At 73.0% G+C, this 13,228-nt stretch carries 11 protein-coding genes and 1 tRNA gene; 3 read left to right on the forward strand and 9 right to left on the reverse strand.

Features of this window, described 5'->3' with window-relative positions; all coding sequences use genetic code 11:
* Positions 1-11: 11 nt before the first annotated feature.
* A complete protein-coding gene (locus tag ACI79E_RS13205; protein WP_456933003.1) occupies positions 12-1,340 on the reverse strand; it encodes a M20/M25/M40 family metallo-hydrolase in 1,329 nt (442 codons plus the stop codon).
* Between the two features lie 88 nt (positions 1,341-1,428).
* Between ACI79E_RS13205 and ACI79E_RS13210 the strand changes: the two genes are divergently transcribed.
* Together ACI79E_RS13210 and ACI79E_RS13215 are read left to right on the forward strand one after the other, a co-directional pair.
* Positions 1,429-2,460 carry a diguanylate cyclase gene (locus ACI79E_RS13210; protein WP_456933004.1) on the forward strand — a complete coding sequence of 344 codons (1,032 nt, stop codon included), beginning with the start codon at positions 1,429-1,431 and terminating at the stop codon, positions 2,458-2,460.
* 69 nt (positions 2,461-2,529) lie between these two features.
* Positions 2,530-2,617, forward strand: a tRNA-Leu gene (locus ACI79E_RS13215).
* 441 nt (positions 2,618-3,058) lie between these two features.
* On the opposite strand, the gene ACI79E_RS13220 is transcribed toward ACI79E_RS13215, so the two are convergent.
* The 6 genes from ACI79E_RS13220 to ACI79E_RS13245 form a co-directional block, all read right to left on the reverse strand.
* A complete protein-coding gene (locus tag ACI79E_RS13220; protein WP_456933005.1) occupies positions 3,059-3,604 on the reverse strand; it encodes a copper chaperone PCu(A)C in 546 nt (181 codons plus the stop codon).
* A gap of 640 nt (positions 3,605-4,244) precedes the next feature.
* Positions 4,245-4,919, reverse strand: a complete 675-nt coding sequence (locus ACI79E_RS13225; RefSeq protein ID WP_456933006.1) for a hypothetical protein — start codon at positions 4,917-4,919, stop codon at positions 4,245-4,247.
* A gap of 202 nt (positions 4,920-5,121) precedes the next feature.
* Entirely contained in the window at positions 5,122-5,538 is a 417-nt protein-coding gene (locus ACI79E_RS13230) for an ATP-binding protein (protein WP_456933007.1), read from the reverse strand.
* Positions 5,528-5,863 (reverse strand): STAS domain-containing protein, encoded by a 336-nt coding sequence (locus ACI79E_RS13235; protein WP_456933008.1) that lies wholly within the window; start codon positions 5,861-5,863, stop codon positions 5,528-5,530. Before ACI79E_RS13235 ends, ACI79E_RS13230 begins: the two co-directional genes overlap by 11 nt.
* Positions 5,860-7,779: a glycosyltransferase gene (locus ACI79E_RS13240; RefSeq protein ID WP_456933009.1), complete on the reverse strand. Its 1,920-nt coding sequence runs from the start codon at positions 7,777-7,779 to the stop codon at positions 5,860-5,862. Before ACI79E_RS13240 ends, ACI79E_RS13235 begins: the two co-directional genes overlap by 4 nt.
* Before the next feature lie 56 nt (positions 7,780-7,835).
* Positions 7,836-9,035, reverse strand: coding sequence for a PP2C family protein-serine/threonine phosphatase (locus tag ACI79E_RS13245; protein WP_456933010.1), 1,200 nt, complete (start codon positions 9,033-9,035; stop codon positions 7,836-7,838).
* A 122-nt stretch (positions 9,036-9,157) separates the two neighbouring features.
* On the opposite strand from ACI79E_RS13245, the gene ACI79E_RS13250 reads away from it, so the two are divergent.
* Entirely contained in the window at positions 9,158-10,111 is a 954-nt protein-coding gene (locus ACI79E_RS13250) for a glycoside hydrolase family 26 protein (protein WP_456933011.1), read from the forward strand.
* A 391-nt stretch (positions 10,112-10,502) separates the two neighbouring features.
* On the opposite strand, the gene ACI79E_RS13255 is transcribed toward ACI79E_RS13250, so the two are convergent.
* Positions 10,503-11,420, reverse strand: a complete 918-nt coding sequence (locus tag ACI79E_RS13255; RefSeq protein ID WP_456933012.1) for an RNA polymerase sigma-70 factor — start codon at positions 11,418-11,420, stop codon at positions 10,503-10,505.
* Positions 11,417-12,682: an NAD-dependent epimerase/dehydratase family protein gene (locus ACI79E_RS13260; RefSeq protein ID WP_456933013.1), complete on the reverse strand. Its 1,266-nt coding sequence runs from the start codon at positions 12,680-12,682 to the stop codon at positions 11,417-11,419. Before ACI79E_RS13260 ends, ACI79E_RS13255 begins: the two co-directional genes overlap by 4 nt.
* Positions 12,683-13,228: the final 546 nt, after the last annotated feature.

A 13,228-nucleotide genomic window follows, 5' to 3' on the forward strand; every position in this document is an offset into this window, starting at 1 on the left:
CCACGGCCGGCTCAGGCCGCGCGCAGGAAGCGGTCGAGCACGCGGATGCCGAACCGCAGCGACTCCACCGGCACCCGCTCGTCGATGCCGTGGAACAGCGAGGCGAAGTCCAGCTCCGGCGGCAGCCGCAGCGGGGAGAACCCGAAGCAGCGCATGCCCAGGCGCTCGAAGCTCTTCGCGTCGGTGCCGCCGCTCATCGTGAACGGCACCGGCCGCGCGCCGTCGTCCTCGGCCTTGAGCGCGGCGACCATCTGCTCGACCAGCGGGCCGTCGAACGTCGTCTCCACGGCCTGGTCGTGCACGATCCACTCCCGCTGGACGCCCTCGCCGAGCAGGCCGGCCAGCTGCCGCTCGAACTCCTCCTCCTGGCCGTACAGGAAGCGGCCGTCGACGGTGGCGCTGGCGGTGCCCGGGATGACGTTGGCCTTGTAGCCGGCCTCGACCATCGTCGGGTTGACCGTGTTGCGCAGCGCCGCGCCGATCATCCGGCTGATGCTGCCCAGGCGGGCGAGGGCCTCCTCGGGGGAGTCGGGGTCGATCTCGATGCCGTAGGCGTCCTCGACGGCGGCGAGGAACTGGCGCATCGGCGGGGTGAGCACGGTGGGCAGGCGGTGCGAGCCCAGCCGCGCCACGGCCGCGCACAGCCGGGTGACGGCGTTGTCGTCGTGGACGAACGAGCCGTGGCCGGGCCTGCCGCCGGCGGTCAGCCGCATCCAGGCCAGGCCCTTCTCGGCGGTCTGCACCAGGTAGAGGCGCAGGTCGTCGCGGACGGTGATGCTGAAGCCGCCGACCTCGCTGATCGCCTCGGTGCAGCCCTCGAACAGGTCGGGGTGCTCCTCCACGAGGAAGCGGGCGCCCAGCCGGCCCCCGGCCTCCTCGTCGGCGACGTAGGCCAGCACGACGTCCCGCGGGGGCTGCACGCCGGTGCGGGCCCAGTCGCGGACCAGCGCCAGCACCATCGCGTCCATGTCCTTCATGTCGACCGCGCCGCGGCCCCACACGTAGCCGTCACGCTCCTCGCCGGAGAAGGGGTGGACGCTCCACTCGGCCGGGTCGGCGGGGACGACGTCCAGGTGGCCGTGGACGAGCAGGGCGGGCCGGCTGCGGTCGGCGCCCGGGATGCGGGCCACCAGGCTGGCCCTCCCCCGCTCCGACTCGTGGATGACGCTGCCGATCCCGACCTCGTCCAGCTTGCCGGCGACCCACTCCGCGGCCGCCCGCTCGCCCTTGCCGGTGGCGGTGTCCCCGGTGTTGGTCGTGTCGATGCGGATGAGGTCACTCAGCAGTTCCGCGACCTCGGCCTGGGCGGCGGCGAGGGGGGCGGGCGAGGTCTCGGACATGCCGCCGATCGTGCCACCGGCCCGGCGCGTCCCCCGGAGGGGTGGGACGGGCCTCCACCGCGGACGCCGCCGCGCCGATCACCGGGGTGTGGAACTGCCGAGTGCGCTGCGGGCCCGTGAGCCCCGCACGGCCGCGCGCAGCGCCGTGCTCATCCTCGTGGTGTGCGCCGCCGCCCTGGCCGCGCTGACCGCCGTGGAGGACCCGTCGGTCGCCGTGGCCGTCGGGTCGTGGGCCGGCGTGCTGCTGATGCTCGGCGGTGCCGCGGTCTGCCGGTTCGTCTCCGCGGAGGCGCTGGACCGGACCGGCTTCTGCGTCGGCCTGGCGCTGGGCGGGGTCCTGCTGGCCACCACGCTGAACTCGCTGACCGGCGACGCGAGCATCACCGGCCAGTCCTTCCTCGCCTTCCCGGTCCTCTGGGCGGCCTCGCACCTGCGCCGCGGCGCGGTGGTCCTCGCCACCTCGATCGCCGTGGTGGCCGACGCGCTGAGCCTCTACCTGCTGCTCCCGGCCGAGGCGGCCACGACCAGCCTGCTGTTCTTCGGCGCCGTCCTGGTCGTCATGGCCGTCATGCTGGTCCGCGGCAACGAACGGCAGGAGGAGCTGGTCGCCGCGCTGCAGGAGCAGGCCCGCGTCGACGCGCTCACCGGGCTGGTCAACCGGCGGGTGTTCGACGAGGCGCTGACCCGGAGCGCCCCCCGGTGGACGGCGGCGGGCACGGCTCTGGTGCTCATGGACGTGGACTCGTTCAAGGCGATCAACGACTCCCACGGCCACCCCGTGGGCGACGCGGCGCTGGTGCACCTCGCGCGGATCCTCCGCGAGCAGGTACGCGCCGAGGACGCGGTCCTCTCCCGGCTGGGCGGCGACGAGCTGGCCGTCCTGCTGCCCGGGTGCTCCGCGGCGGTGGCCGCACGACGCGCCGAACAGCTGCACGACGTCGTCCGCTCCACCCCGCTGCCGCTGCCCGACGGCACCCTGCTCACGCTGTCGATCAGCCTCGGCGTGGCCCACCTGCACGGCGGCGCCGGCGACCTCACCGCGCTCTACTCGGCCGCCGACCGGGCGCTGTACGAGGCCAAGCGGAGCGGCCGGGGACGGGTCGCCGTCGCCCCCGCCTGAGTTCCGGGAACGCCGGCGAGGGGGTGCGTGATCGCCGTCCCGGCGTCCGGTAGTCTCTGTCTCGCACTCGTCCGGGTGGCGGAATGGCAGACGCGCTAGCTTGAGGTGCTAGTGCCCTTTATCGGGCGTGGGGGTTCAAGTCCCCCCTCGGACACCACCTCACCCCGGGATTCCTGCAGGTCAGGAGCCCGGGGTGTTCTGCTGCCGGGGCCTCGGAGGCCCCCGTGGTACTCCGTCCGTCGGATCAGCCCGCGAGCAGCGCCGCGAAGCGGTCGGCGGCTCCCGGCCCATGCCGTGGTGCACGTGCTGGTGGACGGTGAGCGAGATGGTGGCGCTGGCGTGACCGAGGCGCTCCGACACGACCTCGACCGGCACGTCGTCGGCCAGCAGCAGGGTGGCGTGGGTGTGGCGCAGGTCGTGCAGCCGGATCACCCCCGTCCACGCCCGCCTCAACCGGCAGCTAGCGGCCCTCGGCGTCCCCGAGCCCGGGGCTCCCCTGGTGGTGCGTGTGCTCGCCTGGTGGTGCGTGTGCTCGCCGTCGGCGTCGCGCTGCCGGCGGATGCAACGCCGACCGATCGCGTGATCCAGCGGCCGCAGGTCACGATGTGGGGTCCTCCGCCGGGTCGGGGAAGTCGAACGGCGGCGTCGGCGTCTGCCCTTCCGCGGCGACCACCGCATCGACGGTCACCTCCCCCGCATCCTCGAACACGAGTGTCACCGCAACGGACTGCGACGACCGCAGCGGCGTCCGCAGCTCCCGGAGGAGGACCGACGGCGCACCTTCCGCGCCGACGTACACGGTGTCGTCGGCCGGCACGGGGACGGCCTCGACGCCCTCTGCGTCGACGGTGAGCACGGCGTCGGCGAAGTCCGGTCCCCGGACGTCGAGCAGCGCGTCGTCCTCGGTTCCGTCGTTGGCGATGCCGAGGTAGAGCCGGGCGTCCTCCCCCACCTCGTAGACGCCGTCGAGCGGGTACTCGAGCTGGACCTGGAGGACCGTGACCGCACCACTCACGACCTCGTCGGGGCCCACGGCACCGGTGCCGTCGAGGTCCCGGGTCACGTCGCCGCAGCCGGCGACGGTGAGAGCGGTGGCGACAGCGGCGACGGTCAGCCACCACCGGGTCGGGTGCTGCTGCAGCATGCTGACCCTCCAGATCCTGTTCCGTGCGGGCTCGCCCTGGCCTCGGAGCGACGCCCGGGCAGGGCCACGGACTGGTGTGCCCCGGATCCCCTCGAGCATCGGGATGCGCGGTGGAACGTCACGCGACCGCAAAGCTGCGGTCCCGCGGATCAGGCGAAGGCGGGCGGTCAGCGCGGGCGACCGACGGCCTCGACCAGCGTCTCGAGCGCGGCCAGCACCGCGGCCGCCCGGTCACCGGGGAGCGGTGCCAGGAGGTCCCGGAGCATGGCCAACCGGATCTCGTCGTACCGTTCCAGCGTCCGCTCCCCTCCGCATCCAGCCACAGGACCTGCGGGCTCGAGTCGATGAACGGTCCCCCTGCCATCGGCTGCCGGGGTCCTCACCACGCGGCCCGCGCTCCCGACCGCTCCGCGAGAGGTCAGTCGCCGTCCGCGTCGCCGGAGCCGCCGTCCGCCCACGGCATCGGATCGCCTCGCCGATCGGCGGGTGGCGGGACTGGCTCAGCCTGCATCTCGACCTGCTCGTGCAGCGGAACCCGGGCACCGGCGAGGAACTCGTTCTCCGGGAGGCGGTACCTGTTGTCGGCCATGGCGCAGCCTGGCACACGTCGGGCACCGCGATCGTTCCACGATGAGGACGATCAGGAAGCCGTCCACCGGGTGCGCTGCTCCGAGCCCGCCCCGGTGTCAGCGGCTGTCCCCGCGGTCCCGGGGGGTGCCGCGCAGGGGTCACGGCGCATCAGCCAGGTGCGCGGCCCCCCGCCGGGCAGGTCGACGACGTCGGTGATCGAGAAGCCGAGGCGCCGGTAGAAGCGCACGTTGGACTCGGCGCTGGTCTCCAGGTGCACCGGCAGCCGCTCCCGGTCGGCGCGGCCGAGCCCCGGCAACAGCGTCGCGGCACCTGCGCCTCGCCCCTGCCGGAGGGCCAGGACACCGAGGCTGGCCAGCGTCACGTGCGGCCCGTCGGGCCGACGTCCGGCCAGTGCCGCCTCGGCCGCGGCCCCGGCGGCCGCCCGGCTGCCGGCGAGCTCGGCGGCGGCCGTCCCGACCCGTGCCCACGCCTCGTCGGGTACTCCGGTGCTGGGCATCCACACCGCGACGCTGATGAGCTCCTCATCCGTCTCGCCGAGGTCGACCGACCCGAAGGGCAGGGCGACCTCGGCGAGGAAGAGAGAGTGCAGCGCCATCAGCCGCTCGCCGTGGCGATCGGCGTCGACGGTCCACCGGGTCCAGGGGTAGTCGGTGAAGGCGTCGGCGAGCACCGCAGCCGCGGCCGCGACGTCCTCGGGCGCCGCTGGGCGCACGTGCAGTGTCATCCGTTCCTCGTTCGGTGATCGGGGACCCGTCAGGACTCTCGGGGTCAGTCGGAGCAGCCCGGCGTCGTGTCGCCGCCGGTCCACAGGTGGTCGCTCGTCTCCGATCGGGCATCGCAGTTCGGTGCAGCGGCTGGCCCGGCTCCACAACGGCCTCACCGAGAACGCATCGGCCCAGTGTGGCGTCGACGATGCACCTCACCGGTCAGGGGTCCGTGCGCCACCGCACGATCCGCCAGTGGTTCGTGGAGCCCTCACGCCGGTAGCCGAGCTCGTGTACCGCGGCCAGTGCCAGTGCGAGACCGCGCCCCGACTCGGCGAGCTGAGAGGGCAGCTGCGCCCCGTCCAGCTCCACATCGACCCGCTTTCCGCCGTCGCGGAACTCAGCCTGGAGACGGCCGGGCCGTGCCACCACCTCGAGCTCGAAGTCGATCGGATCGCCGTCCGTGGCGTGTCGGATGATGTTCCCGGCGATCTCGGTGACGGCGATCTCGAACCGCATGCGGTCCTCCGGCACGACCTCGCCGTGCTCGAGCCACAAGCGCTCGAGCAGCGCGTGCACGGCCTCGAGAGACGCCGGCACGGTCGATGCGGTCAGGCGGAGGACCTCCTCATCCGTCACGCAGGGCTCCGACGACGCTGTCGTGCGAGCGGAGGACCCGGTCGAGGTTGGTGAGCTGGAGGACGGTGGCCACTTGAGGGCCCACACAGGCGATCCGGAGGTCGCCACCGACCTGGCGCGCCTTCTTGAGACCGCCGATGATCGCCCCCAGACCGGAGGAGTCGATGAACTCGCAGGCGCTGAGGTCGACCACGATCCGCACCCGCCCGGCCTCCACCGCCTCGGCGACCGCGGCGCGCAGCTCGGGCGCCGTGACCATCGTCAGTCGACCCTGGGGCCTGAGCACGACCCAGTTCCCGGCCTCCTGCGCATCCACCTCGATCACACTGCCTCCTCCTGTCGCACCGGCCCCCGATAGCGCGCCGCCTGGATGATCACGCTGAGCACGACCAGGTCGTAGAGCACCCACACCACGTTGATCCAGGTGCCCTGTGCCGTCGGCGCGAGCCCCAGCCAGAGCCGGACCAGCCCGACGACCAGCGCGGCCACCAGGAGCGCGATCGCGACGAGCTGTGCCCGGATCAGCCGCCACGGGAACCGCCCGCTGTCCTGACGGGTCTTCGGCGTGACCACGAACCCGAGGCTGCGCCCGAAGAACACGTTGCCGACTGCCGTCGTGCACGCCCGGATCCAGAGCGGGAACAGCGCGAGGCTGTACTGCTGCCCGCGCCAGGTCCGTATGCCATAGCCCACGACCAGGAAGAGCAGCTGCGTCGTGAGCAGGTACGGGAGGAGCCGGACGGCGAAGTCGCCACCGAAGCTCTGCACCGGCCGGATGCCGAAGAAGAGGTAGAGCACCGGCGCCGCGATGTACACCACGGCGGCGAAGCCGGAGAGGTAGCTCCACATGGTGGCGAAGTACATGAGCCGTTGCCCGACGCTGAGCCCCCGTTGGACGAGCGGGTTCTCCTTCAGCATCACCTGCAGCGTTCCCTGCGACCAGCGCAGCCGCTGGTGCAGCATGGTGCCGAGGTCCTCCGGCGCCAGACCCCGGGCGAGGACCTCGTGGTGGTACACGGTCCGCCAGCCCAGCGCGTGCAACCGCATGGCCGTGGCCATGTCCTCGGTGACCGAGATCGTCGCGAGCGGCATCACCGGCTGCGCCTCGTCGACGAGGTCGACGTCGACCGCGCGGACCAGCGCCTGGATCGACTCCAGGGCACCGAGCGGCGACCACTCCCGGGCGGCCAGCTGCTCGAGCGCCGCCTCGTCGACGACCACCGCGTTGAGCTGGCCGTCGGTTCCGATGGGCAACGTCTCGATCGCGGCGAGATCCGCCCTGAGCGCCTCGATGTCGGCCGCGACGATGCCCTGGCTCGCCGCATCGACGCGCTGCTGGAACCGGTAGGTGACCTCGGAGACGGGCTGCCCGGCCTTGAGTTCCGACCGCGCGTCCCGGACCGCCGCAGACACCTGGTCCAGCGCTGCGACGGCCGCGGGGTGGTGCCGGGCCTCCCGCCGCGCCTGCGCGATCATCGTCCCCGCGGCACCAAGAGCCTCGCGCACGGCCACCTCAACCTCGCGGACGTAGCCAACGACTCCGAGCTGCATCAGGGCCTCCCGCCGCAGCACCGCGTTGGAGCCGCAGAAGAACGCCGCGTTCCACCCGTCCTTGCCCTGCTGGATGGGGCCGTAGAACAGCGGGGCCTGGCTGCCCAGGGGGTCCGAGTCGTCCACGTTGACGAACCACTGCGGGGTCTGCACGAGCGCGACCCGGGGATCCCGGAAGTAGCCGAGCGTGCGGTCGAGGATCGCCGGGTCGGGGACCTGGTCGGCGTCGAGGATGAGCAGGAACTCGCCCTCGGTGGCGAACAGGGCGTTGTTGAGGTTGCCCGCTTTGGCGTGCCGCGGCCGGTCGGCCCAGTCGGCGCTCCGGGTGATGTAGCCGATGCCGGCTGCGGCCGCCGCACTGCGCATCTCGGCCCGCTCCCCGTCGTCGAGCACCCAGGTCCGGTGCGGGTATCGGATCGCGGCGGCAGCGTGGGCAGTGGCCATGACCATGTCGACGGGCTCGTTGTAGGTGGTGATGAACACGTCCACCGTCACGTCCGGCGGGGACAGCGGTTCGCCACGCTCACGGACCCGCCACATCGTGGCGCCGAACAGGAACGCGTCGATCAGGCTGTAGGTCTCAGCGAGCACGAGCGGGACCGCGATCCACCAGTTGTCCCAGTTCACCGAGGACAACCAGCGCCAGGTCACGTAGTTGACCCCGGAGACGAGCGTCAGGATGACCAGCACCCGGATGAGTCCCCGACGGCTACGGGCGCGGAGGCTGTCGGGCGGCCGGTGCCGGCTCACGGGTCCCTCCGCATGACCAGGATCGCGACGTCGTCCTCGAGCACCGGCCGGGTCCGTGCCAGTGTCATGAACCGCCGGACGACGTCGCCGGACGACGCGGCGCCCCTGACCACACGGGCCACCTCGTCCAGCGCCGTCTCGGGCGAGCCGCCGCAGAGATCGAGCAGCCCGTCGCTGAACGCGACGACCGTGTCGCCCGCCCTCAGCACGACCCGGTCCTCCCGCCACTCCTGGTCGGGCAGGATGCCCAGCGGCAGACCGCCCCGCTGCGGTCGCACCATCGAACCGTCCGCTCGCACCAGCAACATCAGGCCGTGACCCGCGTCGGTGTAGCGGAGAGTCGCCGCACGGGGCGACAGCCGCGCATGGCAGAGGGTGACCATGGTGGTCGTCCCGTCGAGGTCCTCGTAGAGGGTCGCCGCCGCCTCGCGCACGGCGTCGCCAGGTTCGGCCCCCCGGCTCGCCAGCCGCATGGCGCCGCGGACGGTGGCCATCACGATCGCCGCTGGGAGGCCCTTCCCCATCACGTCCCCCAACGTGATGGCGAGGTCCCCGTCCGGGGTGCACCCCCAGTCGATGAAGTCGCCACCGACGCTCCGTGCGGGCATGCACGCGCCGGCCAGGTCGTACCCGTCGAGATCCGGCCAGCGGGATGGGAGGAGGGCCCGCTGGACCTCCGCGGCCTGCTGCAACTCCCTCGACCGGGTCATCTCCTCCTGGACCCACCCGGCGAGCTCCTCGAGCAGGGCCCGTTCCTCGTCGGTGAACCGGCGTGGGCGGTCGTCGATGAGGCACAGGGCGCCCACCCGGTGGCCGCCGGGTGCCTCGAGAGGGTGACCGGCGTAGAAGCGGATGTTCGGCCCACCGAGGACCAGCGGGTTGCCGGCGAAGCGCTCGTCCCCCGCGGCGTCCTCCACCACGAGTGTCCGGCCCGTCCCCAGCGTGTGGTGGCAGAACGAGTCGTGACGGGGCACCGCGTCCAGGTGCCGGCCCTCCTGGGACTTCACGTGCTGCACGTCCCGGTCGATGAGCGTGACCGCGGCAGAGGCGACCTTGAAGACCTGCCGGGCCAGCCGCGTGATCCGGTCGAAGCGTTCCTCCGGCCCGGTGTGCAGGACTCCGAGGTCCTCCAGTGCTCGGACGCGTGCCTCCTCCACGGCCGCCACGGGCGGGACCGGCACCGTACGCGCGCTCATCGCCCCACTTCCCCGGATGACCCCCGACACGCCTGGTTTCGCCGACACGCCCATCGATGATGCGGGCTCGGCGACCGTTCGGCTCGTTCGCCCGGCGAAGGGAGGGGTGGTACCAACGAGTGGTGCACCCGATCCGGCTGTGGACGACCGTCGGTGTGCTGACGATCCTGCCGGTCCTCGGGCTGGCCGGCTGCGGTCGAGCGGAACCGGTCACGCTCGGTGTCGCGGCCGACGACGTGACGGCGCTGGACTCCTTCGCGGACGTCGCCGGCACGCCGGTCGGCGTGTACCAGTGGTACCAGGCGTGGGCCGGGCGCCAACCGCTCGACACCGCTCGTGCTGACGCGGTCGCCGCACGCGGAGCCCTGCCGCTGCTGACCTGGGAGGCCTGGTCCCCAGGCGCCGGAGTCGACCAGCCGGACTACTCGCTGGCGAGCATCGCGGGCGGTGTCCACGACGACTACGTCCGGGCGTTCGCCCGGCAGGTCCGGGACTGGGGAGGCCGGCTCGGCCTCAGGTTCCTGCATGAGCTCAACGCCCCGCACTACCCCTGGTCGACCGGCGTCAACGGGAACGAGCCGGCCCAGGCGACAGCGGCCTGGCACCACGTCCGGGAGGTGTTCGAGGAGGAGGGGGCGGACGACGTCCTCTGGGTGTGGTCGGTCAACGTCCACGCACCGGGAACGGAGTCGTACGCGGCGCTCTACCCGGGTGACGACGCGGTCGACTGGGTGGGCATCGACGGCTACAACGGCGGCACCGCGCTCCCGTGGGGTGGCTGGCGCAGTCCGGAGGAGGTCTTCGGGGAGTCGCTGGCGGACCTCCAGCGCCTGTCCGACCGCCCGCTCGCCATCACCGAGACGGGCTCGTCGGAGGAGGGCGGCGACAAGGCGGCCTGGATCGAAGCGCTGTTCGAGCTGGCCCTGGACGAGGGCGTGCAGGTGGTCATCTGGTTCCAGTACGACAAGGAGACCGACTGGCGCGTGAACAGCTCACCCGCCGCTGCGGATGCTCTCCGCGCGGCCGCCACCGCGCCCGGTCGTTTCACGGCCTCGTGGCCGGCCGGCCGGTCCTGACGGCGGGCAGACCCGTTGAGGTCAGGGCTGGGCGGTCGGCGCGACCAGGTCACTGGGATGCACGAGTGGGTCACGGCCGCGCAGGACCACGGGGCCGGGCCGCGAAAGCAGCCCGGATCCGGGCACCGGTGCAGCCCTCGCCGTCGGCCATCTCCACCCGCCTGGGGGTCTGGGCCGTATCGGGGAGAACTGCGACACCTCCATCGACGATCCGTCGTCCTCGACGGCGAGGTCCAGGCGAGGGCCGTTCGTTGCACCACGGCGTCCATGGCCTGCGGCCCCATCGCGAGCCCGATGCCCATCGGCCCGAAGCTGCCGTAGTGCCAGGGCCGACCCCACGGCCACCAGCTCCAGCCCACGGTCGCACGCTCGCGGGCGTCCGGGATCCCGGTCAGCGACGTCTCGCTTCCTTGACCTCCCGGTGGAGCTCCCAGGCGTCCGCCACCGGCCCCAGGTGCCGGAGCTTGTCGGGGTTGACCACCGAGCGGACGGTCTGGACCTGTCCTCCCAGCAGGTCCAGCGCGAACGTGAAGGCCACCTTGCCCTCGCGGTCCCGCAGGATCGCGCCGGGCTGACCGTTCACCTCGCACCGCTCCAGCGTCACGCCGACCCTTGCGAGGTCGGCGAAGACCGCCGCGAGCAGGCGCGCGACCTTGTCCGCACCCGCCACGGTGCGGCTCAGGGCGGGGGCCTTGCCCCCGGCGTCGCCGACCAGCTGGACGTCCGCGGCGAGCACGTCCCTGAGTCCGTCGACGTCCCCGTCGCGGAACGCGGCGAAGAACCGGTCCGCCAGCACCTCCCGTGCCCGGCGGTCCACCTCGAACCGTGGTCGTCCACCGTGGATGTGGTCCCGAGCCCGCACCAGCAGCTGGCGGCAGGCAGCCTCGGATCGCCCCACCGCCGCGGCCACGTCGGAGAAGTCGTAGCCGAAGACGTCCCTCAGCACGAACACGGCGCGCTCCAGCGGCGACAGACGTTCGAGCAGCAGCAGTGCCGCCATCGACACGGAGTCCGCCAGCTCCGCCGACCTCGCCGGGTCCTGGTACGGATCGGTGAGCAGGGGCTCGGGCAACCACTCGCCCACGTACTGCTCGCGCCGGACTCGCGCCGACCGGAGGACGTCGATCGAGATCCTGGTGACCACAGCGGAGAGGAACGCCTTGGGGGACCGGGGCCGGGTCGGCGTCCCCTCGTAGCGCAGCCAGGCCTCCTGCACCGCGTCCTCCGCCTCGGCCACGCTGCCCAGCAAGCGGTAGGAGAGGGAGAAGAGCAGGGGCCGCAGCTCCTCGAACTCCTGGGTCCGGCTCACGACATCTCCAGCTGCCGTCCCGCCAGATCCGCCTCGAACCCCTGACGCCACGACGGGTACCGCAGGACCCAGCCCAGTTCGCGCTTCGCCTTCGCGTTGGAGAAGCCCCGCCCCTCGGTCATCATGCCGACCGCCATGTCGCCCGCCAGCACCCGAGCGAGCCACGCCGGGACCCGCAGGGGCGGCTTGGCTCCCACGCACGCGGCGAGGTGGGGCAGCCACTCCGAGACCGGCGCCGGCTCGTCGTCGACGACGTTGTAGACACCCGTGCGGTCCTGCTCCACCGCGAGGACCGTCGCACTCGCGGCGTCGTCCACGTGGACCCAGGAGGTGTACCCCGTCCCCCCGCCGATGACCGGGAGCAGACGCTTGCGCACCAACCGGATCTGCTCCTCGTTGGCCCCGGCTCCGTAGAAGGCGCCGTACCGCAGGGCGACCCCGCCCGCTCCGGTGACCACCTCCTCCAGATGTGCGACCGCCCTGGTCCCCACGGTCATCTCGAGAGGATCGTCCTCCGTCTTCACCCATCCGCCCTGACGTGCTCCGTTGAAGCTGCCGTGGCTCTGGCTCACGACCCGCGAGCCGCCCGCCGCGTCTGCCGCGGCCAGGAGGTGGTCGATCCCCTCCGTACGGAGCCGGTTCGTCGCCGCGAAGAAGCGGTCCGGCCTCCGCGGGTTGGCCTTGCCCGCGTGCCGTCCCGAGAGACCGGTCATCTCGTTGACGATGACGTCCGGCCTGGCTGCCGCGACCACCTCGCCGACGGACATCGGGTCCAGTCCGTCCATGACGCGCCCCTCGGCTCCCAGCCGCAGCAGCAGGTCCAGCTTGGCGGGGTCCGTGGTCGTCGCGCTCACCTGGTGGCCCCGCGCGACGAGTGCGGACACCACGGCCCGGCCGATGACCCCGCTCCCACCTGCCACCAACACTCGCATCGTGCGCTCCTCTCGTGCATGGGCTCCGGTGTGGAGACGAGACAGCGCGAGCCCCTGTGACGCGACGCTCGCGGCCGGCGGGCTCCCGGCCGCCTGCGCCTCGAGGTCGGCGCGGCGGGACTGCCGGTGCTCCTCGGTGCTGTCGGCGAACTCGGCCGCCGACCCGAACACGCTCTCCGCCCCGACGCGCCGCCCCGTGCGGGCGACCGACCCCCGGCAGGGGCCCTTCCGGGACGACGACCCGACAACCACGGCCGCGGGCACCGTTGGCACCGCTCGCAGCCGCACGCCGAGCAGCCGGCGGATGACGGCACCGGAGACCAGCCCCATGGCCAGGACCGTCGGTACGGACAGGACGCTCTCGAGGAGACCCTGCATGCCAGCGGCCCTCCCGGCGCGCTCGATACCGGCCGGTCCGTTCCCAGGCCTACTGCTGCTCACCCCGGGAGGTCAACTCGCGGGCGCACCGCGTGCGGGCCGGTCGTCGCGGTCAGCCCCCCGCGTCCCTGCCCGGCACCGGCGAGGGCGGCGATCAGCTCCCCCACCGGAGCCAGGTCTCCGTCCCCAGTGGCGTGCCGGAACGCAGCCCGGTCAACTGCCGCACCCCCGGGAGGTGCTCCTCGAGCGGGACCGGCCCGGCGGGGTACTCGCCGGTGAGCACCCTCCACGTGGGCCCCAGCAGCCTGGCGGCGACGTGGGCCACCTGGAAGCGGGCCGTGACGGCAAACTCGCGCAGCCCCAGGCCGACCCGGCGGGCGACCGCTCGGCGGTGTCCACCGGTCGGTCGGGTCCACCGACAGCCGCCCGTGCTCGACGGCGTCGCCGGGAGCGGACCGCAGGACCGTGCAGACGTGGCGCACGGTCCGGGCGGGCAGG

It is taken from the genome of Geodermatophilus sp. SYSU D00079, from assembly GCF_054050635.1.

Bases quoted from the DNA above. Each gene is read 5' to 3' on its own strand.
- ACI79E_RS13205 (WP_456933003.1), bottom strand. From the start codon at position 1,340: ATGTCCGAGACCTCGCCCGCCCCCCTCGCCGCCGCCCAGGCCGAGGTC.
- ACI79E_RS13220 (WP_456933005.1), bottom strand. From the start codon at position 3,604: ATGCTGCAGCAGCACCCGACCCGGTGGTGGCTGACCGTCGCCGCTGTC.
- ACI79E_RS13225 (WP_456933006.1), bottom strand. From the start codon at position 4,919: ATGACACTGCACGTGCGCCCAGCGGCGCCCGAGGACGTCGCGGCCGCG.
- ACI79E_RS13245 (WP_456933010.1), bottom strand. From the start codon at position 9,035: ATGAGCGCGCGTACGGTGCCGGTCCCGCCCGTGGCGGCCGTGGAGGAG.
- ACI79E_RS13260 (WP_456933013.1), bottom strand. From the start codon at position 12,682: ATGGGGCTGGTCTCCGGTGCCGTCATCCGCCGGCTGCTCGGCGTGCGG.